This is a genomic window from Caballeronia sp. NCF2, assembly GCF_023631205.1.
GTDB lineage: Bacteria > Pseudomonadota > Gammaproteobacteria > Burkholderiales > Burkholderiaceae > Caballeronia > Caballeronia zhejiangensis.
Window position 1 is genome coordinate 12,968 of record NZ_JALQDN010000073.1, and the last position, 26,686, is coordinate 39,653.

Below are 26,686 nucleotides of genomic sequence, written 5' to 3' on the forward strand. Positions count from 1 at the left end.
GACTCCTTGGTTAGACGGGCCATTTCGAATGGCCTCGTATGGATCTGGAAGATTCAGCGTTGCCGGCGGCTCACGTAGCACGCCGATGCGCCGATGATGATGACTCCCTTGACAATGATCTGCGCCTGCACGGGCATTCCGATCAGCAGCACGATGTTGAAGACGATGACGAGAATGGCTGCACCCGCGAGGCCGCCCAGCAGCGAGCCGCGGCCGCCGGAGAGCGCGAGCCCGCCCATCACAGCGGCGACGATCGAATCGAGTTCGAAACCGCGCCCCACCCAGTTGTCGACGATGCCGACATAGCCTGACAGGATCAGTCCCGCCAGCCCCGCAAGCAGCGCACTGATCACGTAACACGCGATACGCACGGTGTCGGGGCTCACGCCGACTAGCCTCGCGGCAACGGCGTTGCCGCCCACCATGTACACGCGCCGTCCGAACGTGGACAGATGCAGCAATGTGCTGAACACGATCGTGCACGCGACTAGCAACAGCACGTTGACGGGCACTGCCGCGATCGAGCCTGTTCCCATCAAGTGAAAGAGCGGTGGTACGTTGCCGGAAGGCGCGCCCTGCGTGTAGGCGAAGCGCAGGCCGTCGAGCACGACGGCGGTGGCGAAGGTCGCGAGAAACGGCGACACCTGACGCTTCGTGACAAGCAGGCCATTGAGCAGCCCGGCACCCATGCACAGCACGAGCGTGACGCCAAACACGGCTGGGGCCGAATGGTTCGTGTCGTCGAACGCAGTGGCGATCACGGCCGCCGTCGCCATCACGGAGGCCACGGACAGATCGAGTCCGCCCACGAGAATCACGAACACCTGGCCAATCACGACGATGCCAAGCGGCGCGAACTGCACCAGCATGTTGACGACGTTATCGGCACGAAGGAAAGTGGGCGACCACGCGCCCGAAAGCGCAATCAGCACCACGAGAAACAGATAGATGCCATAGCGCTGTACGACACGCAGCGACAGCGTGCGCACCCGTGTGGCTTCGCTGCGCGGAGCAATCGAGTTCATGCGAGCCTCCGTTTCTGCTGAACGTTGACGCAGACGGCCGCGATGATCGCGATGCCCTGTACGATGAGCTGATACTGGGACGGCACGCCGGCAAAGTTGATCAGGTTGTTGAGCATGCTGAGCAGGTACACACCAAGCAACGTGCCGACGACGCCGCCGCGCCCCCCGCTCAGAATCGTGCCGCCGACGACCACGGGCGTTATGGATGCAAGCGTGTAGTTGGCGCCGAGATACGGTTGACCCGAGCCGAACTGGGCGGCGAGATAAATGCCCGTGAGGCCGGCGCAGAGCGATGAGAACGTGTAGACCGATAGAATCACCCGTTTGCGCGGAATGCCCGAGAGCGTTGCCGCGTTGTCGTCGTCGCCGACGAGATAGACGTACCGGCCTAGGTGCGTATTGCGCATGAAGTACGACACGCCGGCATAAAGAAGCAGCACGACGGTGGCGGTGACGGGCACGTTGGCGTAGCGGCCGTAAGCCAGCGCGTCGAAGCCGTCCGGCACGCTGCCTGCGGGGCCGTTCGCGTAGTACAGGATGCCGCCTTGCAGAATGGCGCCCATACCCAGCGTGATGATCAGCGGATGCACGCGCAGCGAGAGCACGAGCAGACCATTGGCCAGTCCCACCATCACCGACAACGCAATCGCGGCCGAAATCGCCATGCCCCAACCGCCGTGGGTCGCATCGGAGATGCCGGATGTTAGCGTGGCTGTCACGCTGATCAACGAACCAACGGACAGATCGATGCCGCCTGTCAGAACGGCGAGCGTCTGCCCCAACGCGACGAGCGCAAGGCCCGTCGCCTGCTGATGGACGTTCAGCAGATTGGACAGCGTCGAAAAACGGTCGTTGACGTTTGTGCCCGTGACGAACAGCACCGCGATCAGCACTGCGACGATAAACGGCGCTGCATTCTGCGAGACGTGGCGTCTAATGAGCGTACGCATGAGCGCCTCCCGTCTGCGTGAGCTGCGTGCCGCCCGTTGCGAGCGCCATGATGTCGTGCTCGGTCAACTGGTGGCCGCTGACTTCGCCCGCGATACGCCCTTCGCGCATCACCAGCACGCGGTTGGACATGCCGATGACTTCCTGTAACTCGGAACTGATCATCAGGATGCCGAGGCCGCGATTCGTCAGTTCGCGCATGAGGCGATAGATTTCCGCCTTTGCGCCGATGTCGACCCCACGGGTCGGTTCGTCGAGAATCAGCACGCTGGTGCACACGCGTACCCATCGGCTGATGAGTACTTTTTGCTGGTTGCCGCCCGACAGCGTTGCGACGCTGCCCGCCGGTCGGGCGCCTGCGATGCCGTATTCGCGGATGGCATCCGCGCCTGCCATGCGCTCTTCTTTGGGTCTCAGCAACCCGAAACGGGACACGCGTCGCAGGGTAGTCGCCGTGACGTTCTGCGCGACGTTCAGGTACATCAGCAAACCTTCGGATTTACGGTCTTCCGTGACGAAGCCGAGACCGAGGCGGATCGCCGTTGCCGGCGTCATACGCGTATGGCGCGTGCCACGCACTTCGACCATGCCGCGTGCGGGCAGCGCGCCGAACAAGCCGGATGCGAGTTCCGTGCGGCCCGAGCCGACCATACCCGCGAGCCCGACAATCTCGCCAGCGCGTACACAAAGCGACGCGTCAAAGACGCGATCTTCAACGTTCAGACCTTCGACCTTCATGAGCACCGTGCCCCCAGGGGGCAGCGTGGGCTTGGGCGGATAGATGTCTTTCATTTCGCGGCCGACCATCATGCGCACGAGTTCGGCGCGTGTCGTTTTGGACACGGGGTGTGTACCGATCTTGCGGCCGTCCTTCATGACGGTCACGCGGTCGCACAATTCAAAGATTTCGTCGAGTCGGTGCGAGATGTAGATAATGGCGACGCCTCGCGCGCGCAGCACGCGCAGCCGTTCGAACAGGAGTTGCACCTCCTTGCCGGCAATGACGGCAGTCGGTTCGTCGAGGATGAGGACGCGTATCTCGCTCGCCATCGCCTTTGCGATTTCAACCATCTGCTGGCTCGCGACAGAGAGCGCGCCGACCCGCTCGCGCGGATCGAGTTGTACGCCGAGCTCGTGTAGCAATTTGGCGGCGCGTTCGTTCATCGTGCGGTGGTCGATCGTGCCGAGCCGTGTGCGGGGCTCGATCCCCGCGAAGATGTTCTGCGCGACGCTCGACTGCGGAAACAGCACGAGTTCCTGATAGATGATGTGAACGCCGTGCGCCTTTGCGTCTGCGGGGGACTTCCACGCGACGGGCCGACCGTCGAAGCACAATGCGCCTTCGTCCGGCAGGTACGCGCCAGCGAGCACTTTCATCAGTGTCGATTTGCCCGCGCCATTTTCGCCGACCAGTGCGTGAATTTCGCCGCCGCGCACGCCGAAGCTCACGTCGTCGAGGCTCTTGACGCCAGGGAACTGCTTGACGATGCCACTGACCTGGATGACGTCGGGCGGTGGCGCAACGCCATCACCTGAAAAACCCGATATGTGCGCGTTCATTTCTCACCCGGCAGCTTGATCTTGAACGTCGACGGGTTGTAGTCCGCTCCCATGCCGCCATCGATGATCTTGTCAGGCGGGCCCTTCGCATCGACCACCTGATCGATGTACTGGTCGGGATGCGGCACCGATGCCGTCTCGTCGCCGCGCGTCAGCGCGATCTGCGGGCTGATCTCGTAGATTTTCGGCAGCGGTTGACCCTGCAGCGCCTTGAGCGCGACATCGAGCGACGTGCCGCCCATCGAAGGCGGATAGCCGATCTCGAGCATCGGAATCTTGTACTTCAACGCCAGTTGCAGGGGACCGTTGAGGTCGGCTGTCGTGTGCGGCGGAATCTCACCGGGCTTGAAGCCTGCCGCAAGGAACGCTTCGATCGAGCCCGCGACAGGCAAGCCGTGAGCGCACCATACGGCGTTGATGGTGTGCCCGTACTTTGCGATCATCGCCTGCATCTGCTGCTTTGCCTTCACGGGGCTCCAGTCTGAGTAGACTGTGTCAAGCACTTTGATGCCGGCGTATTGCGAGAACACTTGGTGCGCGGCCGCTTCACGGTCGGCGCTGACGCTGGAGCCCGCCTGGCCCGCCAGCATGATGACGTTGCCCTTGCCATGCAGCTTCTCGACGATCCATTGCGCCCACACGCGGCCCATCATCGCATCGGAACCCGTCACGAATGATACGAAGTTGTCCGATGAAATACGCCGGTCGACCATCACGACGGGAATGCCCTGTTTCATCGCACGCGTGACAACGGGGTCGAGCGCCTTTTGCGTGTTCGCACTCACGATGAGCAGGTCCACGCCGCGCGAGATCAGATCCTGAATGTCCGCGGCCTGTTTAGCGTCGTCCATGTTCCCGTTGGTGATGAGCAACTGCTTGATCTGGTCTGGATGGTCTGCCGCAGCTTTCATCAGCGAGTGTTGCATTACAACCCGCCAGCTGTCGCCGAGTCCCGCATTGGAGAAGCCAATCACATAGGGCGGCTTCTTCTTGAACTTCGAGGTATCGGAGAACGGAATCTGCACCGCGGGATTGAACAGGAAGGTGCGCGCGGCGCCAGTGTAGTCTGCTCGCACGGCACAGGAAGCCGTCAGTGTGATTGCTGCAGCGGCAAATAGGATTGCGCGCTGAAAGCGGGTCGAACGACGCATGAGTGTCTCCGTAAATGTTCTAATATCCGTCGGGAGACGCGCGTCGTTGTTCGGACTTTCCAACGCGTCTAGCGGTCACAGGCACCGGCAACCGCTTCGACGCTCCGCCCTGCGGCCGTCTCAATACAGCGTGCTTCCCGACGGCGTCAATGTGGCACGGTTGACGAAGCGCATCTAGCAATTGGCATTACTAGTAATGGCAGTAACAGGGAAAAGAAGAGGAGACGAAACATGGAAAAACAGCAGCGCCTGAACGAACTGGCCGATTTCCTCAAGACACGTCGAGCACGTCTTCGGCCCGAGGACATCGACTTTCCGAGCGGCACCCGTCGCAAGACACCAGGACTGCGCCGGGAAGAGGTTGCGGAGCGCGCCGGTATCAGCGTGACCTGGTATGCGTGGCTCGAGCAGGGCAGGGAAGTGAATGTATCGTTCAAGACGATTGAAAGCCTCGCCAATGCACTGAAACTTTCGCCGCACGAGCGCACGCATTTGTTTGAGCTGGCCAATCACTACACGCCGCCTGGCCCGTATCCGATCGCACAGAACGTGACGGACACAGTTCGACGCATGCTCGATCAGCTAGGCAACATGCCAGCGTATGTCGTCGACGGCAACTGGAACTATGTGACATGGAACGAAGCCGCTGTGCGGGTGTTCACCGACTTTCGCAAGATGCCTGCGGGTCGCTGCAATCTGCTGTGGTTCACGTTTCAGAAAGACGGCGCGCGTGCGCTTTTTCAGGGGTGGGACGCCTACGCGAAATGCGTGTTGGCGCAGTTTCGCGGCGATTATATTCTTCGGCCCTCCGGAGAGGTTTTTCTGCGCGATCTCGTCGAAGAACTCAGCGATACCGATGCGGACTTCTGCCGCTGGTGGGCGGAGCACGAAGTGCTTAAGCGCAGCGACTGGCGCAAGGTGATCGAGCATCCGGTGGCAGGGTTGCTCGAACTGGATGCGCTATCGCTGGAGGTGCCCGATGCGCCGGGGATGCGCATCATGGTCTACACGCCGGCGCCGTTGACGGATACCACTCAACGGATCGAGGCACTGATGAATGCCAGCAATGCGACTGCCATTCCCGTTCATGCTGCAACGGTACTCGATACCTTCCGAAAATCCCGGGCGTCGAAATCCGGGCGCAGCGGATGATCTTCGAAACGTCGAACTGTTCGATCTTCGGACCATACTAGAGCTAAGGACTTGCTGAATGACAGAGGGCATATTCTCGGTCGTCAGCAAATGTACCCGCGCACACGTCTCCAGCTTACGGAGGGGCGAAGGCAGCCTAGAGGAGCGCTGTGCTATGTTGGGTGAGCGACTGGCCGGCGCGCGCGCCAGGCATCCTGGACGCCCTCCCGAGCAGCGGGCGCGACTTCGAAGCACGGGTGCTCAACCGTACCCTTAAGCACAAACCCGCCGGCGGCTTGCCAAACTCGATCATCCAAAGGCTCGCGCCGAGATCGGCGACGTGTCGCCCTCATGCGTGCGCGTTGGCGCGAGCACGGCATCAAGCCGCAACAGTCGAGAGCAGCACATGGTCTCTAACAGCCCGGGCCGACGTCATCGGGCTCTACCTGGCTCTGCGGGCGCGCGCTGCGGTGTTCGGTGGACTCGACCGCGAGGACCGGATGTTGCCGCGGTCCCGTGGGGGCGACGAGAGGTCCCGCCTTCGACTGAAGCGCAACGGGAGACTTGGCTTGACGTTGACACCGAGAGTGGGTTGTCCGACTTTATGGCGTACCTTGAGCCGGACCAGTCTTCATGGGTAGGTCAAACATAAGGAGCTACGCAAAAGTAGCAAAATCAAATTCTGGAGGCGGCGTCCTGAAGCGGGTGGCCTGTTCAAAGTCGTAGGCAAGCGCCAGAATTTCCGCCTCGGCAAAGCGCTTCGAGCCGACGATATCGATCGCAACAGGGCGACCGTCCTCCGAATACCCTGCGGGCACGGTGACAACGGGAAGGCCAAGCTCGTTGACCTCTGTCCCGACGACTTGATCACCAAGATACTCGGGCGTGTTACCGTTGAGATTAGGGAGCGGTTGTGTTGATCGGGGCATCAACAGAGCGTCGATTTGCTTGTCCGCCATAATTTGCTCATAGCGCTCGGTGAGCGAACGAGCGTCTTGAAGGACAACACTCATCTCCTTGCTGTCTCTGCGTACGTTGATCGCTGGGTTAGCCAGAAGGGCGAAAAGCGGAGCGGTGGTACCCAGCCCAATCGGGAACCCGGCGCGTTCCTCGAACTCCTGGCGCGAGGCCGGGCATCCGTTTCCAAGCGTCGCAAAGAATTCGTCGACACCGTCAAGGTAGGCGTTGCATTGCGGAAACGCGGTTCGAGAAATCCAACGCTCCCGCCAGTCTGTGTCGCCGAACACGGTTTGGACGAGGCTTGCGCCCATCGATCTAACTTTCTCTAGGATCGACGCGTAATGAGCGCGTATGCTCGGATGCAACTCGGCTGCCCAAATCCCAGCCTCGAAGACTCCGATTCTCTTTCCGTGCAAAGCACCAGCAAAAAGCGATTTTGAAATATCCGGCGTCTTACTACCCTGCGCTGCAATTACATCTAATACTGCTGCGACGTCTTTTACCGTCCGAGCGATCGGGCCGGCGACATCATGATTGAACAGGCCCGGATAGATGCCCTCTGTCGCGACAAGCTCGTAGGTGGGCTTTAGCCCAACGAGGCTCTGTGCTGAGGCGGGGAACAGGATCGATCCTGCTGTGTCCGTTCCGAGGCCGACGACGCCCATGCCGGAGGCAACAGCAGAAGCGCTGCCCGAGCTGGACGCGCCGGGCGCAAAATTCGAGTGATACGCGTTGAACGTGTCGCCGTTGTAGCTTGATTGCGCGCGCAGACCATCGAGTCCAAAGTCTGGAAGATTGCTTTTTCCGATAAGGATTGCGCCGGCGTCCTTCAGGGACTTGACGAGCGACGCGTCCCGTGTGGGATACAGGTCAATGCCGTTGAAGGCGCCTTTAGCCGGGTCGAGCACTCGACTGTCTGATGCGAAACCGGCGTAACCCGCCGTTGTGCGGCTCCCACCAGATTCATGTTGTCTTTAAGGACGATGGGCACACCATGCAGCGGGCTCCGCTGTCCTCCGCGCTTGATTTCGGCTGCCGCGCGTTCTGCATCTTGCTGCACCTTTTGGTTGAGCCATATGAAGGCGTTCAAGTAGGGCTCGGCAGCGTTAATTCGAAGCAAGCACGCCGCAGTAGCCTCGATCGGCGTGAATTCCCCCGCCTTGAAAGCAGCGCTGATCGATTCGATCGACAATGCCTGCGGTTCAATCTGGAGGGCAGCCGACCGGATGTCTTCGGATATGCTAAACGGTTTGAAGTGACGCATTGACCCTCCTCGGTTGGGTGAAGAACGAAAACACAGGTGCGCGGTCAGTAGCACACACGCGTTGTTGGGTGTGACGTGGGTCCGCGCCAGTGAATTTTGAGGACAAAGGGGCTGGCGCAGACAACCGTTGAGTCAGCGGCGATGCGGCGCGCTCCTGCACGCCAAAATTAGGACGCTACAACCGTAGCCGCGACCAGCGAAGGAATGCCGTCAAGGCCTTCGACCACATAGTGGGGCCTAACGCCGAGTTGGTCAAACGTGTTACCGACTCGATTAACCCAGCAAACTTGATATCCGAAATGCGCCGCGCCGGCCGCATCCCAAGAGTTGGATGAGACGAAGAGAATCTCATCGCGGGGGAAGTTGATTGTCTGCTCCGCCATCTCGTAAACGGATGTGTGCGGTTTGAAAACCTCAACTCGATCGACGCTGATCAGGTGATCGAAATGGTGCTGCAGGTGAGAACTCTCGACCACCGACCTAATCGAAAAATTCGAACCGTTTGAAAGGATCGCGAGGGGCACGCCCTGAGCCTGTAAAGCGCAAAGCGCCGAGTCGGTTTCAGGGAAGGGTTGCAAGCGCAGATACTCGTCGCACAGCTGGGCGTGCTCTTCTGGAGAAAGCGCCAGCTTGAGATGAGACACGACATAGTCTAGTGCGTCTTCGGTAGCCTTCTCAAACGACACATACTGACCCATAAGGCTTCGCAGCCACGTATATTCGAGTTGCTTTTGCCGCCATAATACGCTGATTTCGAGACCGCGACCGGGATACCATTCGCCGCAGCGGACGGCAACAGAATGGACGTCGTAGAGGGTACCGTAGAGGTCGAAAACGACTGCTTTGATTGGCTTCATGTGGAGTGTCCTTGATTGTCCTAGATGTTACGCAAGAAAAAATGTCGCACGTAAGGAACGTCGGTTATCGTTGTTGACCGCGGAGCGTTGCGTCTGTGCTGTCGAATCCGCTTTGCGCTTTAACGAAGAACGCATCGAAAGCGTCCATGTGGCTCGGCGCCGGGTGAGATAGCACTGTGCATAGCCATGCGCCCAAAAATCCGATCGGCATACTTGCGATTGCTGGATTCACAATAGGAAAGATCGCGTGTTCTTTCATGAATGCTGGCCCCATGAAGGCGAGTGCGATCGAAGAAATGAGACCGGCTGCGACGCCGCCTATCACTCCGGAGGTGTTGAACCGGCGCCAAAAAATCGAGAGCGCGATGATTGGGAAGTTTGCTGATGCGGCAACCGATATCGCAAGGATGACAAGCACGCCTACGTTCATGCCCTGTGCAAGGAGGCCTAGCGAGACCGCCGCAATTCCGACGAGCAACGTCGAGAGACGTGCAACGCGCACTTGCTCTTTTTCACTGACGGACCCGCCGCGTATCACGTTGACGTAGAGGTCATGCGCGATTGCTCCGGAGGATGCCAGTGTCAGCCCGGCTACGACCGCAAGAATCGCAGCAAACGCGATCGCACAGATGCAAGCGAGAAATACCTGGCCCCCAATGGACCCGGCACCCCCTCCCAGGTATTGAGCCAGTAACGGAAGAGCAAGGTTGCCGCCCTTATCCGCGGCCCGGATCGCGTCTTGGCCAACAAAAGTCGCTGAGGCGAAGCCTATTAGCGTAGTCACCATAAAGAAACCGCCAGCGAGGAACATCAGCCACAGTACAGAATTTCTTGCTGTCTTTGCATCCGGCACGGTGTAGAACCGTGTCATGATGTGTGGCAGACCTGCAACGCCAAAGATAAAAGAGATAAATAGCGAGAGCGTGTCGAGCGGATGCTTGAAGTAGCCTCCAGCCGCAAGCATCTTGGCACCGTAGAGCTGCTCTACGGACGAGAAAAGCTTGAGAGGATCAAAGTTGACCGCAGCCAAGAGCATGCACACTAAGACTATCGCTGCGGCAAGGAGCAGTACGGCTTTCACAATCTGCACCCATGTCGTCGCCAGCATGCCACCGAAGAGGACATAGATGATCATGCCCACTCCGACCAGCGTAACAGCGACGTCGTACGGCACGCCTAGCATCAACTTTATTAGCGCGCCCGCGCCTGACATTTGCGGGACCATATACGCGATGTTCACCACAATTGTTCCGATGATCGCCGCCAGTCGCGCACTTGGCCGTTTCATACGCTCAGCGATGACATCGCCGAATGTGAAGCGTCCCGTGTTGCGTACGGGCTCCGCAACGAGCATCAGAACGACAAGGAAGGCAGCCAGCGCTGCCACCGCATACAGTGATCCGTCCATGCCATAAAGCGAGATTAAGCCGGAGAAGCCGAGAAATGCTGCCGCGCTCATCCAGTCGCCTGCAAGAGCGAAGCCGTTCGCGCGGGCGCTTAGCTTGCCTCCTGCCGCGTAGAACTCGGACGTGGTATGGGTCTTACGTGCCGCCCAGAAGGTTATGACCAATGTGACGGCGAGGATGACTAGAAAAATAGCTATCGTTAGAATCTTCATCATGCATCTCCTCGGAACGCGTCCGCTACCAGTTCTGCTTGAACGTCGAACATTCGGTTGGCCAGCACAACATAGGCAACTGACAGCACCCAACACATCACGTAAATCATCGCAACGAGCAGATAGCCGAGCGTGAACGATCCCGCAACCTTCCTTGCCATCAGTTCTGGCGCAAACCCCGACAAGAGCGCAACCCCAAAGGCGTAAGCGAGGCCTACTCCAAGGAGCGGTGCAGACGTACGACGCTTGATCGACATCAACCTGCGAAAAGCTTGCGAGTGAATGACCACTCTCGATCTTTCCGACGATCCGTCTTCAGCAACTGATTCATAGTCGTTAAGCATCGCGACGCGCGATAGTTCGATCATCTCTGTCTCCATGTCTTGTTTAATGAGACGGCAAGCGAGTGAAGCAGCTGGCCGCCTGGGCTGTTATCTGCAAGGTCCGGACCAATTTGACCATTTCGTCTCGGCCACGCGCTGGACGGTATGTCCGCAATGGCGCGGCGGGTTGCAACGATCAGCGAAGCGACGGTAGACAATCAGGGGCGGCGAACCGATACAGAATCGGATGAGTCAGATATGACTCAGGTCAAGATGGCGGGCAAGGCGTGAGCCAAATGCTGGGTTATCCTCTTGCATCGGAGAGGAGTTTGAGATGGCGATTCAATTTTTGGAAGCGCTGCTGGATGAACATCCGATCGGCTTTGTAGCCTGCAGAGCGGATGGAGACGTGGTCTATATGAACGCGACAGCGCGCGAGCTTCATCAGACGTTTCCGGAAGAGGTGCGGCGCACGTGGCCGACGGATGGGGAGGGGCGGCCCGGTGCACGCGCCGAATCGGATTTGCTAAAGGCAGGCAATAAGGAGTATGCCATTGGGCACTACCGAACGGGCGCGGGATCACTAACGATGCTGGTGCCAGTCGGCACGGACGCTGGCGTACTGGAAAGCATTGATCGGCTCCAGCAAGCAGCGCTTGACTTCGAAGAGATTTTTCGACATTCATTCGATGGCATCTTTGTAGCTGATGGAGCTGGCTACACGTTGATGGTCAACGAAGGCTGCGAGCGAAACTACGATCTTCGGGCCTCGGACATGATAGGCAAGCATGTCTCGGAATTTGAAAAAGCCGGTTGGATTCGTCCGGTTGTCGCTGCCCAGGTCGCCAGAACTGGCCAACGCATTTCCACGACGCAATATACTCATACGGGCAAGACCATCCTGGTGACCGGCATTCCGCTGGTTGATGCGGCTGGAAAGGTTCGCAAAGTCATCATCAACTCTCGTGACACGACAGAGCTTAGACAGTTGCAGGACGCACTTGCGCAAACGCGCGAGAAGCTCCGACGTGTAGATGAAGAGAATGAGGCGTTGCGCCTGCAGAACCTGCGCGTTGACAACGTCGTGCTAAGAAGCGAGCCGATGAGGCGAGTTGCAGAACTTGCGGCGCGCGTGGCGCGAGTAGACGCGACGGTCTTGATTACAGGGCAGTCCGGCGTTGGGAAAGATGTCATTGCAAGCCTCATCCATCGCCGCGGCCTGCGTTCGGCGGGCCCCTTTATTAAAATCAATTGTGGAGCGCTTCCGCACGACCTGTTAGAGTCGGAACTCTTTGGCTATGAGCCGGGAGCTTTTACAGGAGCGCAGCGCAGCGGAAAGAGCGGGCTCATCGAACTGGCTAATCGCGGGACGCTCTTTCTTGATGAAATAGGAGATATGCCGCTTGACCTCCAAGTGAAGCTGCTACAGGTGCTTCAAGACCGAACGATTGCCAAGGTCGGCGGCACGAAAACGAGATCTGTCGACGTCCGCATAATTGCTGCGACAAACCGTGACCTCAAGCAAATGGTAGAACAGCGAACGTTCAGAGACGACCTTTACTATCGACTGAATGTGGTGCCGATCCCTGTTCCCCCTTTAGTCGACCGCAAGGATGATATCGCACCTCTGGTGCTTCACTTCGTTCAGGAATTCAATGAGCGCTATGGCTTTCGACGGGTGGTGTCTGAGCAGGCGATGGCGCTCCTTCTGGATTATGGCTGGCCCGGCAATGTGCGTGAATTAAGAAACGTCATTGAGCGGTTAGTCGTGACAAGCGAGAGTGACGTCATCGATCCGCAATTTTTGGATGGCGTCCTGCCCGTCGATGCGATTGATGTCGAGCCTAGTTCATTCCGTCACCGCGTTGAACGCTTCGAGCGCCGTCTCGTCGAGGAAGCGATGCGCAAAGCGGGTAACACTCGAGACGCCGCGCGGGCGTTAGGGTTGAGCCAATCGAGCGTCGTGCGGAAGTTGAGAACTGGCCGAACTTGAACGCCCATTTTTCGAAAGACGCACTTCCACGAATCGCGGCGATCTGCGGGGAACGATAGCCTTGGATCCGGCCTCGCTTCAACATACAGCAATCATGTGGCGATCATCCTTTTTCACTAATTGACGGGAATAAATAAGTCGATTGGAGTGCCTCCCACTCGCGACTATGAGATCAGAGGATCGTGGACCCTCAGGGGCCAACGGCATCGATGTGCCCAAGTGGAAAATGCTCGCATTTCCCGCCAACTGGAGGATCCAAAATGAAAGATACGCCAGTTGGAATTGACATTGCGTAGAGCGTGCTCCCGGTGCATTCAGCCCGAACACTATCGAAGAAGGGGCGTTGCGGCTGCGTCGCCGTCGTCGTCGCTACACCGAAGACTTGAAGGCGCGCGTTGTTGCCGCTGGCCAGGGTACCGGTGTGTCAGTGTCGGCCGTGGCGCTGGAACATCGGCTCAACGCGAGTCGCTCGCGCCGCTGGCTCAATCAGGCAGAAGGCAGACTTCCGAAGCGCTCGTCTGAACGGCTGGTAGAGGCCGTATCGAACCAATACCGGCGTTCGTTCCTGCCGCTATGGGCGCCAACGCGGAAACCTCGCCGGATATCCGTGGCAAAGTTCGCCGGGCAACAGTCGATAACGGTGAGCGGCCCGGTCTCCGAAGCCGCAATGCGCGACGTGGATGACAAAAGATTTGACGAACGTCTGTAACCGAACGCCCCGCACGAACGAACTTCAACACTTGGGTTTTCGGACCCAAATTCCAGTTGAAAATCGCCGACAAGGAGCGAAGGATGAAGCAAAAACGATTGATCGTAGCCGCAACTGCGACTGCGGCGTCTCTGATTTTGGCCGCCTGCGGGGGAGGATCGGACAACAATTCAGCCAAGACGCCCCAGCTATTTGCTCAAACTAACGACGCGACAAATGCAGTGATCCATTTTGTGCGTAACGCAGACGGCACTCTGAATCCTAAAGGAACCGTGCTGACAGGCGGTAAAGGCACGAATGGCGTTAACTACTTTATGGGAAACATCGTTGCGCCCGATGCCCTAACAAGCAACAACAGCGTCATCGTCTCGCCAGATGGATCCCGCCTTTTCGTTGCGAACGCAGGTGACAACACTGTGAGCGTGTTGTCAATTGGCCCGGCCGGCGAATTGGTGTTGCTCGCTGTGTCTCCGACTGGCGGAATTCGGCCGACGTCCTTGGCTTATCTCAACGGCGTGCTTTACGTCACTCATCAGCAAGGTGCTCAAGAGTTAGGAGCCTTTAAGGTCGGTACCGACGGCAAACTGACGGCGATCGGTCAATACGCAGTAGCGGTGCCGGATGCGCTCCCCACGCAAGTTGCAGTCACCCCAAACGGTAAGTTCGTAGTAGTCAACGGATTTTTGAGAACCGTCGCTCCGGCACAGCCGCTAAACATGCTCCTGTCGTATCCCATCAATTCTGACGGGTCCCTTGGGCAACCGGTGTCAAGCCCATCATCAGGCGTGGGACCGTTTGGAGGTCGATTTGGTTCGGGCCCACTGACGTCTGTGTATGCCGTAACGGAAGCCGCAGGCGGGACAGCAAGCTCCTACTCTATGGCCGCAGATGGAAGCTTCGCGAGCCTGAGCGGGCCGATAGACGTGATCGGACAACAAGCGCCATGCTGGATCTCACTAACGCCGGACAATCGATTTGCTTTCGTTGGAAACGGCAGTGGGGCGGTTTCTCTTTTCAGCATCGACACGGCAGGAAAAATGACACTCGCCAATCCGATTGCTGCAACAGAGACCCCTATTTCGGGTCAGACGTCTGCTTTTGCAAACGATTCATGGATAAGCCCGGACGGTAAGTACCTTTACCAAGACTACGCGGGAAATGACAAGATCGTCGCCTATGCAATTTCTGCCGACGGTAGCTTGCGCAAGCTTGGTGAGCAGCCGGCCAATACAGCGTCAAAAATCGGCTTGCAGGGACTGGCCGGCACCTGAGCATTCCGACGCATTTTGGTGTGACGTGCGAGCGCCGCTCGCACGCAATGCATCCGATTCGCTTCAAGAACTTATGTCGCATTTAGTCACACGTCTGCGCCGGGCTCTCTCCGTTTCAAGCGACAGCCGAAATTGGAAGGGATGTCACGGTTGGAAGCCGGGCAAATCAACCGTATATGGCTGATTGAATGCAGCCGAAGTGCTGACTGACCTACCATGCAGCGGCTTCCGCGGTCTGCTGCCTCGTGTATTCTTGCGAAGATCCGGCCCAATCGGTCGCGAAACCGCTCGACTCAACGACAAGGTACTTGATGCGGAGAGGAGCCGTTTCTGACTAGAGCACATGAGTAAGGCCGCCCACCGCGAATTTGCGGCTTGGTAGCAATCGAGGCCAGTTGCGCCGCTGTAGTCGCCCCTGCAATTCAGGGCACGCGGACACCATCAGGTTGACGATGCCGCAGCCCGTCTGCTCTCGCGAGACGGTCACAAGGCGTCTTCCGATGGTGACCGAGTTCACGTATCGTGACTAACGCGTGCCGCTTTTCTTACTCTCTGGATCGAAGTGCGCGCCACGACCGTGCCTGATTCTAAAGAATACGGTCTGCGATGCACGCCGTCTGTTCGTTCACAGCGATGTCGCGCGCGGCCTTCGCCTCGCTGATTCTCAGTTCATGTGGTATCACTATGCCGTTCTTGGCCGCGGTTACTTCGGCGAGTATCGATATCGCAATCTCCGGCGGCGTGCGACTGCCGATATAGATGCCTGCGGGCCCGTGCAACCGGCCCACTTCTTCCGCGCTCAGGTCAAAATACGATTCGAGCCGTTCGCGTCGAGCCATGTTGTTCCTGCGCGAGCCGAGCGCGCCGACGTAGAACGCAGGGGTTTTCAACGCTGCCATCAGCGCGAGATCGTCGAGCTTCGGATCGTGCGTAAGCGCGATCACGGCAGAGCGGTCATCGAGTTTCATGTCGAGCACGGTGTCGTCCGGCATGGTTCGCACGAGCGTCGTGCCCGACACGTGCCATGTATCGCTATACTCCTCGCGCGGATCGCAGACGATGACCCTGTAGTCCAGCCCCAGCGCGATCTCGCACAGATAGCGCGAAAGCTGGCCCGCGCCGATCACGAGCATCCGGTAATGCGGGCCGTGAACCGTCCGCAAGCGGCGCCCATCGAAAACGATGCCTTCGGCCGACGCGCCCGGCGCGAGTGTCACCGCGCCGCTCGTCATATCGAGCGAGCGCATGACCACCTCGCCGGCGATCACGCGGGCGCACAGATCTTCGATCCGGCTATCGTGCGATACCGGCTCGAGCACCAGTTCGATCGTGCCGCCGCACGGCAAGCCGAAACGATGCGCCTCCTCGGCCGAAATCCCGTATTTGATGGCTTCCGGATGCGTCTGCTGAATGCCGAGCCGCCGCACCCGATCGATCAGATCGTCCTCGATGCAGCCGCCGGACACCGAGCCCGCGACCGAGCCGTCTTCGCAGATCGCCAGCATCGCGCCTTCAGGCCGTGGCGACGAACCCCACGTCCTGACGACGGTGACGAGCAGCACGCGGCGCCCGCTTTGGAGCCAGCGGGCGCTGGCCTTGAGCACATCGAGATCGATGCTGTCCATGTTCGGAAGCTGCCCGCTAGTGCCGCGACAGCGCCGAGCGCGAGGACATCTCTCGCGCCACTTCCGGCGTGATCGTCCGGTTGAGCATGAAACAGGCGACGCCCGCCGCCAGCAACGGCAACGCACCGAGCAGGAAGATCGTGGCGATCGGCGTACCGATGGCGATGAGCACACCGGCGAGCAGCGGTCCGATGATCGCACCAATACGCGCCACAGCGAACGACGCGCCCGTCGCCGTCGAGCGGATGAAGGTCGGATAGATCATGCTCGAAATGGCGTTGAGGCCGATGTTGCCGCCCAGCACCAGCAGACCCGACGCCAGCGACATCGCCATCGTGAGACTCGCGCCCGATCCGACGGCCAGCCCGAGGGCCGCGACGGGAAGGGCGCCGAAGATCATCGTCAGCGTCATCACCTGCACGCCTTTCTTGTCGATCATCCAGCCGAAGAAGAAGCTAAAGCCTGCGCCGAGCTGAAACAAGGCCTGGCTGCGGGCCGCATTGGCAAAGCCGATTTCGTCGGTCAATAAGGTCGTCATCCACTGCGACAGGAAGAAGTGCGTGACGAAGGAGAGGCCGAGCCCGAGCCAGAGGAAAGCGGTCATCGCGCCCCGGCCTTCGGTGAAGAGGTGCTTCACCGGCACGCCCGTGCGCACCTGTTCCTGAATCGTGAAACGCGTGTCGTCGGCGAATTGCGCGCTAGGCTTCAGCTTGCGGGCATAGAGCAGAATACGGTCGCTCGTGGGATTGCGCAGCGCGAGATAGCGAATGGACTCGGGCAGACCGATGAACAGGATGATGCCCACCACCACCGCGCCCGCGCCGCCCAGATAGAAGACCGAGCGCCAGCCATAGACCGGAATGATCTCCGCCGCGAGCAGGCCGCCGCCGGACGAACCCGCCGTGTAGCCGAGATAGAGCAGGGTGATGATCAGCCCGCGATTTGCCGAGCGGGCGTAGTCCGTGATGAGCGAGACGGCCATCGGCATGCCGCCTCCGATGCCGAGCGCGGCGCAAAAGCGCATGATCGACAGTTCGACCAGATTGTGAGCGAACGGCACGGCGAACGTGAAGCCGCCGAACACCACGGTGGCGAGCAGAATGGCGCGCCGCCGCCCGATGCGGTCTGCCAGCATGGCGAAGAGGACCGACCCCGCCATCCAGCCGACGATGCTGATGTTGAACACGGGCGTCATCAGCGCCCGGTTGATGCCCAGTTCCTTGATGATGCCGGGCGCGGCGTAATTCAATGCCTGATTGTCGAAACCGTCCGCCAGCATGACGAGGGCGCACAGGATGAACAGGCTCGCAGTGAACCAGCTGCGCCCCTGCGTCTCGACGACTTGAGCGATATCGACGGTAGGTGATTGGGTCATGGCGTCTCCGAATGTCTTTTCTCTGGCAGCCTGGGCAGAACCCGCGGGCGCGTCGCTCGCCGAACCGGTTCGGAAGCGACCACCGCTCGGGTGCGATTGCCGAAGGCGCTTATTCGCCGTGACTGCCCGACGCTTCGCGCACTGGCGTTTCCGGCTTCACGCCGCCGCGCCGGTTGGCCCAGGTGCGCTCGCCGGTCTCGCGCCAGCCGCCCGATGTGGCCGCCTCCGCGTATTCATCCCAGCGTTTGTCCCAGTCGCCCAGGTGATAGCCATACCAAGGCGGCTGCGGCGTGAGACCCGGAAGCTGCAACTCTTCCCAGATCTTGCGTGCGGCGCTCATGTACGGCTCCGTCGGCAGCGCGAGCGGCGGCATGGCGTGCTTGAGCGTCGCGTCGATAAGAAGCGTGCTTTCGAGCGGCGCGCGGCCGGACTTGGGCCCGTGGCCGCTCGTGCGATACGGCGTTACGTGCAGGTCGTGGGTGAAATCCGAGCGATACGCGAGCGACCAGAAAATCGCATCGGCGTTTTCCGGGTTGATGTCCTCGGACACCGCGATAACCAGCTTGCCGCACTGCGCCTGCAGCGTCGCCGCGCCTTGCAGGCCGCGCCACACTTCCGCCTGCTGCGTGCCGCGCGCGAACTGGAGGAAGATCACCTTGCGCAGGTTGGTGAGCGGCTCGTGCATCACCACGCGCTTGATGCCGCGCACGCCCATCACCCTGCTCAGGTGTTCGAAGTACAACGGCTCGTAGGCCACCTTCTTCAGCACCGAGCTTTCGCTGGGCGTCACCTGGCTGATGATCGAGACGAAGACGGGTTTCTTCTTCATCGTGATCGCGGTGACGTGCATCGACATGTTGTAGTCTTCGAGCGCGATGTGGCCGTGGCTCTCGCCGAACGGTCCTTCGGGTTCGAGCGCATCGGTGTCGATCAGGCCTTCGATGACGATTTCGGCGTCGGCGGGCACGGCGAGATCGATGGTCTTGCAGCGCACCACGTCGACCGGCGCGCGCATCAGGCCGCCCGCGACGGCCATTTCGTCCTGATCGATCTGCAGCTTCTGCGGCCCGGTGAAGAGCACGGCGGGCGCGCAGCCCAGCACAATCGCGCAGGGCATCTGCTCACCTCTCGCGCGATATTTCTCCCAATGGAGATAACCGCCCGCGCCCGAAAGACGGCTCGCCATGCGCACGCCGAGCCGGTTTTCCGATTTCAGCGCGGCGCGGTACGTGCCCATGTTCTGCACGCCGTTCTCGGGGTCCTTAGTCACGCAAAGTGTCGCGGTCAGATAGGGCGCTGCGTCGAAGCCGGGCGTGGAGACCGGCACCGGCAGCCGCGACAGGCCTTTTTCCTTCAGCGCGTCGCCGCTGATCACCACTTCCTGACAGGGCGCGCGCTCGATCATCACGGGGGGAACCGGCTCGGCGATCGCGCCCGTCCAAGCACGGCCGATCTGCTCGACCGGCAAGCCGAGACCGGTCGCGTAGATTTCCGGCGATGCGGCCAGACCGCCGATCAGCACCGGAATGTCATAGCGATGACCGTCGCCGTCGACCACGTTGGTAAACAGAAACGCGCGGCGCTGGTCTTCGTGCAGCCCGCCCTGAAACTGCCAGCGCGCGAGCGGGTGCAGCTCCGTGTCCTTGTTGATCGGGCGATCGATGCGCGTCAGCAAACCCTTGGCTTCCAGGCGCGCGATGTGTTCCTGCAAGTCGCGCGGGGCGCCCTCGGCGGCGGCCGCTGGCGAAATGTCGCGAGGCAAAGTTGACATGCTTTCTCCTTCGTGTGAGACCCGGCGAACGGGGTCGTCACGGTGATTGTTGAATTCGTGTCGATGCGAGGGGCGCTCAGAGGCCGCCCATGCACAGGTATTTGAGTTCGAGGTATTCCTCGATGCCGTACTTCGAGCCTTCGCGGCCCAGCCCCGACTGCTTGACGCCGCCGAAGGGCGCGACTTCGTTCGAGATCAGGCCGGTGTTGATCCCGACCATGCCGTATTCGAGCGCCTCCGACACGCGCCAGATCCGCCCGATGTCGCGGCTGTAGAAGTACGCCGCCAGACCGAATTCGGTGGCGTTCGCCGCGTCGATGGCCTCGCGTTCGTCGCGAAAGCGAAAGAGCGGGGCGACCGGGCCGAAGGTTTCCTCGGTCGCGAAGCGCATCGATGCCGTGACGCCGTCCATCACGGTCGGCTCGAAGAAGAGCTTGCCGGCAGCATGACGCTTGCCGCCGGCGATCACGCGTGCGCCGTGCGCGAGCGCGTCCGCGATATGCGCTTCGACTTTCCCGACGGCCGCCTCGTTGATGAGCGGGCCTTGCGTGACGCCGTTCTCGAAACCGTTGCCCACTTTGATACGACTCACCGCCGCCGCGAATTTGTGGGCGAAGGCGTCGTACACGCCGTCCTGCACGTAGAAGCGGTTCGTGCAGACGCAGGTTTGCCCGGCGTTCCGATACTTCGAGGCGAGCGCGCCTTCGACCGCGGCGTCGAGATCTGCGTCGTCGAAGACGATGAACGGCGCGTTGCCGCCCAGTTCGAGCGAGAGCTTCTTGATCGTCGGCGCGCACTGGCTCATTAGCAGGCGGCCGACCGGCGTCGAGCCCGTGAACGACAGCTTGCGCACGATCGGGTTGCCGGTCATCTCCGCGCCGATCTCGCGCGGATCGCCGACGACCACGCTGAACACGCCCGCCGGTACGCCCGCGCGATGCGCGAGTTCGGCCAGCGCGAGCGCCGAGAGCGGCGTGGCCTCGGCCGGCTTGACGATCATCGCGCAACCGGCGGCGAGCGCGGGCGCGGCCTTGCGGGTGATCATCGCGGCGGGGAAATTCCACGGCGTGATCGCGGCGCAGACGCCGATCGGCTCCTTCGTAACCAACAGCCGCTTGTCGGCGGCGGGCGAGGCGAGCACGTCGCCGTCGATGCGCTTGGCCTGCTCGGCGAACCATTCGATGAACGACGCCGCGTAGCCGATCTCGCCTTTCGCTTCCGCGAACGGCTTGCCTTGTTCTGCCGACATGATGATCGCGAGGTCGTCGGTGTTGGCGACCATCAACGCGTGCCAGCGCCTGAGGATCGACGCGCGCTGCGCGCCGGTTTGCGCGCGCCACTCACGCTGCGCGCGTTCGCCGGCTTCGATCGCGCGGCGCGTCTCGATGCCGGTCATGAGCGGAATATCGGCGATGGTCTCGCCGGTGGCGGGATCGTCGACGGCGAACGTGCGGGCGTCGTCGGCCGCGCACCACGCGCCGTCGATATAGGCGAGCGTGCGCAACAGGCTCGGATCGGCGAGCCGGGAAAGCGGATTGGATTCGGTCATGGTCATCGCAATGGGGCGGCTGCCGCCGGACGCGGCGGGCCAGTGATGGTGATAAAGGCGAGGCGGCTCGTTTAGTCCGCTTCCTGCTGCTCTTTCCAGCGCTTGACCACGCCGCTTTCGATATCGAACAGATCGAGCATGCGGCCGACCGTGTGATTCACGATGTCGTCGATCGTCTTCGGTTTCGAATAGAAAGCCGGCACGATCGGCGCGATGACCGCGCCCATGTCGGAGAGCTGGACGAGCGTGCGCAGATGGCCGCCATGCAGCGGCGTCTCGCGCACGCCGAGCACGAGACGCCGGCGCTCTTTGAGGACGACATCGGCGGCGCGGCTCACGAGCGAACTCGTGATGCCGGTGGCGATCTCGCTCATCGAACGCACTGAGCACGGCACGATCAGCATGCCTTTCGTCTTGAACGAGCCCGATGAAATGGCCGCGCCGATATCGCCCGCCGCATACCACTTCGACGCGCGCGCGCGCAGATCGGCCGCGCGGATGTCGGTTTCGTAGGTCATCGTCAGCTCGGCGGCCTTGCTGATCACGAGATGCGTCTCGACGCCCGCCTCGGCGAGCAGTTCGAGCGCGCGAATCCCGTAGATCACGCCGGACGCGCCCGTGATGCCGACGATGATCCGTTCCGGAGTGCCGTTATTGGTTGCCACGATCGTCCTCAAAAGTACGCGCCGGAGAATTCGGCTCGATGCCGCTGCTGTGGGTGCGCTGGCGCGCCTGATACGACGCATCGCGCTGCATCCATTCGCCGCGCGTCGCCTGCTCGGCGTTGCGGTCCCATTCCTCTGTCCAGTCGCCGAGCGAATAGCCGTACCACGGCGACTCGGGCTTGAGCGCCGGCAAGCCGAGACGTTCCCAGAGCTGCTTCGCGTTTTCCATGTACTCTTTCTTCGGCAGCGCGAGCGGCGGCATCGGCGCTTTCATGGTCGCGTCGATGAGCATGGCCGAATCGAGGCCCGTATCGTGGTCCGAGCGCGGGCCGTGGCCATGCTCGCGATACGAGATCAGCTTGACGTCCTCGACCGGATTGCAGCGATAGCCCATTGCCCAGAACACGGCGTCCGCGTTGTTCGGATCGATGTCATCGTCCACCGCGATCACGAACTTGCCGATGGCCGCCTGCAGGGACATCGTGCCGTACAGCGCGCGCCAGATTTCGGTCTTCTTCGAGCCGCGCTCGAACTGCAGGAACACGAAGCGGCGTAGGTTCGTGAGCGGCTCGTGCAGGAACACCTTCTTGATGCCGCGAATGCCGAGATGGTCGCGCAGATGGCGCAGGAACATCGGTTCGTAGGCGAGCCGCTTGATAACGCTCGATTCCGAGGGCGTGACCTGCGAAATGATCGACGTCAGAACGGCGTCCTTGCGGCGCGTGATCGCGGTCACTTCGATCACGAGATTGAAGTCCTCCAGCGCCACGTAGCCGTGGCTCTCGCCGAACGGACCTTCCGGTTCGAGATACGTCGGATCGACATAGCCTTCGACGACGACTTCCGCTTCGGCAGGCACCATCAGATCGACGGTGCGGCCCTTGACGACGCGAATCGGCTCACCGGCGAGACCGCCCGCGACGCTCAGTTCATCGACATTCGGACGCAGCTTTTGCGGACCCTGGAACGCGACGACCGGCGGCGCGCCGAGCACGATCGCGACCGGCATCTTCTCGCCCTTCGCCGCGTACTTGCGCCAGTGGTCGAGGCCGCCCGCGCGCAGGTTCACGAGCATCATCATGCCCAGACGCGTTGCCGATTTCAGATGCCCGCGATACGTGCCCATGTTCTGCACGCCGGTGTCCGGATCGCGCGAGATCACGCCCGTCATCGTCATATAGGGCGCGGCGTCGAAGCCTGGCGTGGAGATCGGCAGCGGCAGCGATTCGAGGCCGTTGCCCGGACCTTCGAGGTCTTTTCCTTCGATCACGATATCGTGCACCGGGCCGCTTTCGACGACGACCGGCGGCACAGGATTGTCGATCGCGCGGTTCCACGCGTCGCCGATGTCGTCGAGCGAGGCCACGTTCATGCCGATGCGGTAAATATCCGGATTCGCCGCGATGCCGCCGACGATCACCGGAATGTCGTACTTGCGCCCCTTGCTGTCGACGATGTTCGTGAAGAGAAACGCCTTGCGTTCCGCTTCCGGAATGCCGCCGCGAAACTGCCATCGCACGAGCGGATGCATTTCCGTGTCTTTATTGACTGGCTCCTCGATTCGATACAGCAGGCCCGCCGCTTCGAGCCGCGCGATGTGTTCGTGCAGGTCCGCGTAGCCCGTGGTCGCGGACGCCGTGGAAGTGGTGTCTTGATCAGCCATGACTGGAATTCCCGTGACGCGCCGCGTTGCGCGGCGCCCTTGTTGCTTGAGAGGAGAGGGGTGACGCGATGTTTCAGCGGCGCATCGACGTCATCGCGTTCGCGAGCGACGCGCCGGCCACTTCGCTTGCGAGCGAGAAGTCGGGAATCGTGATTTCGCGGAAATACGCCTTCAGCGTTGCAATGGCGATGCGGTCGCGCGTGCAGATCGACGCGACCATCGCGTCGGCGCGCGCGCTCAGGTCCGCGCCCGGCACGACTTCCGCGACGATGCCCCATTCGCGCGCATTCGCGGCGTCGATGGTCTCGGTCAGATAGACCAGATGCGCGGACGCCTTCGGCGGCACCTTGTGGCGCAGCACGGACAGGACGAGCGTCGGCGGCAGATTCTTTTGCAGTTCGGGCAGGCTGAAGCGCGCAGTATCCGATGCGACGGCCATATCGCACGCGGTTACGAGCGCGCAGCCGAAGCCTTCGGCATCGCCTTGCACTTCGGCGATGAGCGGCACTTCGCTTTCGTGCATCGCGCGATAGACATCGAGAATCGGATCGGCGACGTTGCGGCGGAATTGCGCGGACGTCGGCGGCGTGGCGGGCGGCGCGCTGACCGCGCGGCCACGGCAGAACGCCGGGCCCGATGCGCGGAGGCGGATGATCTTCACCTCGGGATCGCGACCCGCCTTGCGGATTTCGGCGGCGAGCGCGCGCATCGCGTCGAGCGTCAGCGTGTTGCCAAGGTCCGGCTGGTTCAGGGTGATCCGGTATTCGGATTCGTGGAGCGCTGCGTTGAATTCGGTCGTCATGGCGTAGGCATACAGTCAATGAAAACAGGGAATCGGCACTTCTGGTGAGCGAGCGCCGGTCAGCGAGCGTAGGCGCCGGCCTCCTTGAGCTTCTGGAACACGCGTTGCGGAACGAGCGGCGCTTCCGTGAATTCGACGCCGTATTCCGAGAGCGCGTCCTCGATCGCCGCGACGATCGCGGCCGCGGCCGGAATCGTGCCGCCTTCGCCCGCGCCCTTGACGCCGAGCGGGTTCAGCGGCGAGGGCGTTTCGAGGTGCACGATGTCGATGTTCGGCACGTCGGTCGCCATGGGCAGCAGGTATTCGCCGAAGTTCGTCGTGGTCGGCTGCGCGTTCTCGTCGTACTGCATCCATTCGAGCGTCGCGTTGCCGATGCCGTGCGCGACCGAGCCGATCACCTGGCCATCGACGATCAGCGGGTTGATGAGCCTGCCCGAGTCGTGCGCCATCACATAGTTGAGGATCGTGATGTGGCCGGTTTCCCGATCCACTTCCAGTTCCACGACCGCAGTGCCGTTGCAATACGTCGACTGCGCGGGCGAGAAGTATTTCGTCTCTTCGAGCCCGGCGCTGAGGCCCTTGGGCATGGTGAAGCCCGGCATGCCCTGCGAAATCTTCGCGAGCTGGCCATAGCTCATGCGTTGTTCGATGCCCGCGCGGCGCGCCACGTGTCCTTCGACGAGCAGGAGTTCTTCCGGCTCGCACTTCCACAGATGCGCGGCGAGCGTGAGCATCTTTTCGCCGACGGCCTGCGCGGCAATGTAGACCGAGTTCCCGGCATTCACCGTGACGCGGCTCGCGAAGGTGCCGACGCCCATCGAGATGCCGCCCGTGTCGCCGGTAATGACATCGATGGTTTCGAGCGGCACGTTCAGTTGCTCGGCGCAGATCTGCGCGAAGGTCGTCTTGTGGCCCTGGCCCTGCGGTGACGCGCCCGTAATGACTGCGATGCGGCCGTTCGCCTGCACGCGCACCGTCGCGCCTTCGAACGGCCCCATGCCCGTGCCTTCCACGAAGCTCGCCAAGCCGATGCCGACGAAGCGTCCCTGACGGCGCGCTGCAGCTTTGCGCTCGGCGAAGCTCGCGTAATTCGCCCGTTCGAGCGCGGCCTTCTGGGTCGCCGGATAGTCGCCGCTGTCGTAGCGCAGCGGGCTGCCATCGCGATAGATGAAGCCCGCGTCGTACGGCATCTGCTCCGGCTGGATCAGATTGCGCCAGCGCAATTCCGCGCGGTCCATGCCGAGCGTGCGCGCGGCCTTGTCGAGAATCCGCTCCATCGCGAACACGGCTTGTGGACGGCCCGCGCCGCGCACCGGCGAGGTCGCGCACTTGTTCGTGTAGACGACGTCGAGCTTGGCGCCCATCGCCGGGATCACGTAGGGGCCGGGCGTCGTCGTGATCGAAATGTATGGCGTGATGATGCCCCACGGCAGAAACGCACCGTTGTCATGGACCATCTCGAGTTTCACGCCGCGAATCTTGCCATCGCTTTCCAGCGCCATGCGCACGGTCCACCACTGATCGCGCTCCTGCGTGACCGCGAGAAAGTGCTCGCGCCGGTCTTCGATCCATTTGACGGGACGCTTGAGCGCGACCGCCGCGATCGCGACGAGCGCTTCTTCCGGATAGAACGGCAGCTTCGGGCCGAAGCCGCCGCCGACGTCGTTCATCAGCACGCGCAGCTTTTCCGCGTCCCATTCGAGCAGCTCGACGAGATTCTTCTTCTCGTGATGCGGCGCCTGGCCCGACGACCAGACGGTCAGCTCGCCGTTGGCCGCGTGATATTCGGCGAGATAGCCGCGCGTTTCCATCGGATGCGCGGAGCCGCGGTTCTGCCAGTACGTTTCCTCGACCACATGCGGCGCGCCGTCGAAGGCCGCGTCGATGTCGCCGAAACCCATTTCGATATGGGCGACGACGTTGTCCTTCGCTTCGGTGTGGCACAGCGGCGACTCGGGGCGCAGTCCGTCGCGGCAATCGGCGACGGCGGGCAGGGTGTCGTACTCGACTTCGATCAGGCCGCACGCATCTTCGGCGATGTAACGGTTGTCCGCGACGACGAACGCCACCGCTTCGCCCGCGAACGTGACTTCGGTCGAGGCGAGCAGTTCCTGCGTGCGCTCGAAGCGGATCGCCGGATTCGGCAGCATCGAGGGCGCGCGGCCGCGGGCGCGCCCGCTCAGGTCCGCGTGCGTATAGACGGCATGCACGCCCTTCAGTTCGCGTGCGGCCGCGCAGTCGATCGAGACGATTTTGGCGTGCGCATGCGGGCTGCGCAGCACGGCGGCCTGCAGCATGTTCGGCAGATGCACGTCGTCGACGTACGAGCCTTGGCCTTGCAGCAGCTTCTTGTCCTCGGTGCGCACCACGCGCTTGCCGATGTAGCGCTGGTCGGTGGGCGCGCCTTTCAGATCATCGATTTCCAT

21 protein-coding genes are annotated in these 26,686 nt (G+C 61.4%); 4 read left to right on the top strand and 17 right to left on the bottom strand.

Features of this window, described 5'->3' with window-relative positions:
* Positions 1-53: 53 nt before the first annotated feature.
* Genes NCS02_RS29415 through NCS02_RS29430 form a run of 4 tightly spaced genes read right to left on the bottom strand, consistent with a single transcriptional unit; the run spans position 54 to position 4,609 of the window.
* Positions 54-1,025 (bottom strand): ABC transporter permease, encoded by a 972-nt coding sequence (locus NCS02_RS29415; RefSeq protein ID WP_250523412.1) that lies wholly within the window; start codon positions 1,023-1,025, stop codon positions 54-56.
* A complete protein-coding gene (locus NCS02_RS29420) occupies positions 1,022-1,975 on the bottom strand; it encodes an ABC transporter permease (RefSeq protein WP_250523413.1) in 954 nt (317 codons plus the stop codon). Before NCS02_RS29420 ends, NCS02_RS29415 begins: the two co-directional genes overlap by 4 nt.
* Positions 1,959-3,533 carry a sugar ABC transporter ATP-binding protein gene (locus NCS02_RS29425; RefSeq protein WP_250523414.1) on the bottom strand — a complete coding sequence of 525 codons (1,575 nt, stop codon included), beginning with the start codon at positions 3,531-3,533 and terminating at the stop codon, positions 1,959-1,961. The genes NCS02_RS29420 and NCS02_RS29425 overlap by 17 nt, the downstream gene beginning before the upstream one ends.
* The gene (locus NCS02_RS29430) at positions 3,530-4,609 is read right to left on the bottom strand and encodes an ABC transporter substrate-binding protein (protein WP_250523415.1); all 1,080 of its coding nucleotides are present in this window, start codon (positions 4,607-4,609) and stop codon (positions 3,530-3,532) included. The genes NCS02_RS29425 and NCS02_RS29430 overlap by 4 nt, the downstream gene beginning before the upstream one ends.
* 306 nt (positions 4,610-4,915) lie before the next feature.
* Between NCS02_RS29430 and NCS02_RS29435 the strand changes: the two genes are divergently transcribed.
* Entirely contained in the window at positions 4,916-5,836 is a 921-nt protein-coding gene (locus NCS02_RS29435; protein ID WP_250523416.1) for a helix-turn-helix transcriptional regulator, read from the top strand.
* A gap of 635 nt (positions 5,837-6,471) precedes the next feature.
* Here NCS02_RS29435 and NCS02_RS29440 read toward each other — a convergent pair.
* From NCS02_RS29440 to NCS02_RS29460, 5 genes are all read right to left on the bottom strand, one after another.
* Entirely contained in the window at positions 6,472-7,683 is a 1,212-nt protein-coding gene (locus tag NCS02_RS29440) for an amidase family protein (protein ID WP_250523417.1), read from the bottom strand.
* The gene (locus tag NCS02_RS29445) at positions 7,605-8,039 is read right to left on the bottom strand and encodes an amidase family protein (protein ID WP_250523418.1); all 435 of its coding nucleotides are present in this window, start codon (positions 8,037-8,039) and stop codon (positions 7,605-7,607) included. Before NCS02_RS29445 ends, NCS02_RS29440 begins: the two co-directional genes overlap by 79 nt.
* Before the next feature lie 167 nt (positions 8,040-8,206).
* Positions 8,207-8,896 (bottom strand): haloacid dehalogenase type II, encoded by a 690-nt coding sequence (locus NCS02_RS29450; protein ID WP_250523419.1) that lies wholly within the window; start codon positions 8,894-8,896, stop codon positions 8,207-8,209.
* A gap of 64 nt (positions 8,897-8,960) precedes the next feature.
* Positions 8,961-10,517: a solute symporter family protein gene (locus NCS02_RS29455; RefSeq protein ID WP_250523420.1), complete on the bottom strand. Its 1,557-nt coding sequence runs from the start codon at positions 10,515-10,517 to the stop codon at positions 8,961-8,963.
* Positions 10,514-10,882, bottom strand: a complete 369-nt coding sequence (locus tag NCS02_RS29460) for a DUF485 domain-containing protein (protein WP_250523421.1) — start codon at positions 10,880-10,882, stop codon at positions 10,514-10,516. The genes NCS02_RS29455 and NCS02_RS29460 overlap by 4 nt, the downstream gene beginning before the upstream one ends.
* 289 nt (positions 10,883-11,171) lie before the next feature.
* Between NCS02_RS29460 and NCS02_RS29465 the strand changes: the two genes are divergently transcribed.
* From NCS02_RS29465 to NCS02_RS29475, 3 genes are all read left to right on the top strand, one after another.
* Positions 11,172-12,830 (top strand): sigma-54 interaction domain-containing protein, encoded by a 1,659-nt coding sequence (locus tag NCS02_RS29465; protein WP_250523422.1) that lies wholly within the window; start codon positions 11,172-11,174, stop codon positions 12,828-12,830.
* Between the two features lie 343 nt (positions 12,831-13,173).
* On the top strand, positions 13,174-13,539 hold the full coding sequence (locus NCS02_RS29470; protein WP_250523423.1) for a transposase: 366 nt from the start codon (positions 13,174-13,176) through the stop codon (positions 13,537-13,539).
* 83 nt (positions 13,540-13,622) lie between these two features.
* Positions 13,623-14,810 (top strand): lactonase family protein, encoded by a 1,188-nt coding sequence (locus tag NCS02_RS29475; protein WP_250523424.1) that lies wholly within the window; start codon positions 13,623-13,625, stop codon positions 14,808-14,810.
* Positions 14,811-15,397: 587 nt separating this feature from the next.
* Here the strand turns inward: NCS02_RS29475 and NCS02_RS29480 are convergent.
* The 8 genes from NCS02_RS29480 to NCS02_RS29515 form a co-directional block, all read right to left on the bottom strand.
* Positions 15,398-16,435, bottom strand: a complete 1,038-nt coding sequence (locus NCS02_RS29480) for an XdhC family protein (protein WP_250523425.1) — start codon at positions 16,433-16,435, stop codon at positions 15,398-15,400.
* Positions 16,436-16,451: 16 nt separating this feature from the next.
* Positions 16,452-17,810, bottom strand: coding sequence for an MFS transporter (locus NCS02_RS29485; protein ID WP_250523426.1), 1,359 nt, complete (start codon positions 17,808-17,810; stop codon positions 16,452-16,454).
* A gap of 109 nt (positions 17,811-17,919) precedes the next feature.
* Positions 17,920-19,581 (bottom strand): UbiD family decarboxylase, encoded by a 1,662-nt coding sequence (locus NCS02_RS29490; protein WP_250523427.1) that lies wholly within the window; start codon positions 19,579-19,581, stop codon positions 17,920-17,922.
* Between the two features lie 76 nt (positions 19,582-19,657).
* Entirely contained in the window at positions 19,658-21,130 is a 1,473-nt protein-coding gene (locus tag NCS02_RS29495) for an NAD-dependent succinate-semialdehyde dehydrogenase (protein ID WP_250523428.1), read from the bottom strand.
* 71 nt (positions 21,131-21,201) lie between these two features.
* Entirely contained in the window at positions 21,202-21,795 is a 594-nt protein-coding gene (locus tag NCS02_RS29500; protein WP_014193100.1) for a UbiX family flavin prenyltransferase, read from the bottom strand.
* Complete coding sequence (locus NCS02_RS29505) at positions 21,782-23,458, bottom strand: UbiD family decarboxylase (protein WP_250523429.1); 1,677 nt, start codon at positions 23,456-23,458, stop codon at positions 21,782-21,784. Before NCS02_RS29505 ends, NCS02_RS29500 begins: the two co-directional genes overlap by 14 nt.
* A gap of 73 nt (positions 23,459-23,531) precedes the next feature.
* Positions 23,532-24,260: an enoyl-CoA hydratase/isomerase family protein gene (locus NCS02_RS29510; RefSeq protein WP_250523430.1), complete on the bottom strand. Its 729-nt coding sequence runs from the start codon at positions 24,258-24,260 to the stop codon at positions 23,532-23,534.
* A gap of 59 nt (positions 24,261-24,319) precedes the next feature.
* Positions 24,320-26,686, bottom strand: coding sequence for a xanthine dehydrogenase family protein molybdopterin-binding subunit (locus NCS02_RS29515; protein ID WP_250523431.1), 2,367 nt, complete (start codon positions 26,684-26,686; stop codon positions 24,320-24,322).

What these genes read in the sequence shown, in the direction of transcription:
- NCS02_RS29415 (WP_250523412.1), bottom strand. Translation starts at nt 1,025, where the DNA reads ATGAACTCGATTGCTCCGCGCAGCGAAGCCACACGGGTGCGCACGCTG.
- NCS02_RS29420 (WP_250523413.1), bottom strand. Translation starts at nt 1,975, where the DNA reads ATGCGTACGCTCATTAGACGCCACGTCTCGCAGAATGCAGCGCCGTTT.
- NCS02_RS29425 (WP_250523414.1), bottom strand. Translation starts at nt 3,533, where the DNA reads ATGAACGCGCACATATCGGGTTTTTCAGGTGATGGCGTTGCGCCACCG.
- NCS02_RS29435 (WP_250523416.1), top strand. Translation starts at nt 4,916, where the DNA reads ATGGAAAAACAGCAGCGCCTGAACGAACTGGCCGATTTCCTCAAGACA.
- NCS02_RS29445 (WP_250523418.1), bottom strand. Translation starts at nt 8,039, where the DNA reads ATGCGTCACTTCAAACCGTTTAGCATATCCGAAGACATCCGGTCGGCT.
- NCS02_RS29450 (WP_250523419.1), bottom strand. Translation starts at nt 8,896, where the DNA reads ATGAAGCCAATCAAAGCAGTCGTTTTCGACCTCTACGGTACCCTCTAC.
- NCS02_RS29455 (WP_250523420.1), bottom strand. Translation starts at nt 10,517, where the DNA reads ATGATGAAGATTCTAACGATAGCTATTTTTCTAGTCATCCTCGCCGTC.
- NCS02_RS29460 (WP_250523421.1), bottom strand. Translation starts at nt 10,882, where the DNA reads ATGATCGAACTATCGCGCGTCGCGATGCTTAACGACTATGAATCAGTT.
- NCS02_RS29465 (WP_250523422.1), top strand. Translation starts at nt 11,172, where the DNA reads ATGGCGATTCAATTTTTGGAAGCGCTGCTGGATGAACATCCGATCGGC.
- NCS02_RS29475 (WP_250523424.1), top strand. Translation starts at nt 13,623, where the DNA reads ATGAAGCAAAAACGATTGATCGTAGCCGCAACTGCGACTGCGGCGTCT.
- NCS02_RS29480 (WP_250523425.1), bottom strand. Translation starts at nt 16,435, where the DNA reads ATGGACAGCATCGATCTCGATGTGCTCAAGGCCAGCGCCCGCTGGCTC.
- NCS02_RS29485 (WP_250523426.1), bottom strand. Translation starts at nt 17,810, where the DNA reads ATGACCCAATCACCTACCGTCGATATCGCTCAAGTCGTCGAGACGCAG.
- NCS02_RS29490 (WP_250523427.1), bottom strand. Translation starts at nt 19,581, where the DNA reads ATGTCAACTTTGCCTCGCGACATTTCGCCAGCGGCCGCCGCCGAGGGC.
- NCS02_RS29495 (WP_250523428.1), bottom strand. Translation starts at nt 21,130, where the DNA reads ATGACCGAATCCAATCCGCTTTCCCGGCTCGCCGATCCGAGCCTGTTG.
- NCS02_RS29505 (WP_250523429.1), bottom strand. Translation starts at nt 23,458, where the DNA reads ATGGCTGATCAAGACACCACTTCCACGGCGTCCGCGACCACGGGCTAC.
- NCS02_RS29510 (WP_250523430.1), bottom strand. Translation starts at nt 24,260, where the DNA reads ATGACGACCGAATTCAACGCAGCGCTCCACGAATCCGAATACCGGATC.
- NCS02_RS29515 (WP_250523431.1), bottom strand. Translation starts at nt 26,686, where the DNA reads ATGGAAATCGATGATCTGAAAGGCGCGCCCACCGACCAGCGCTACATC.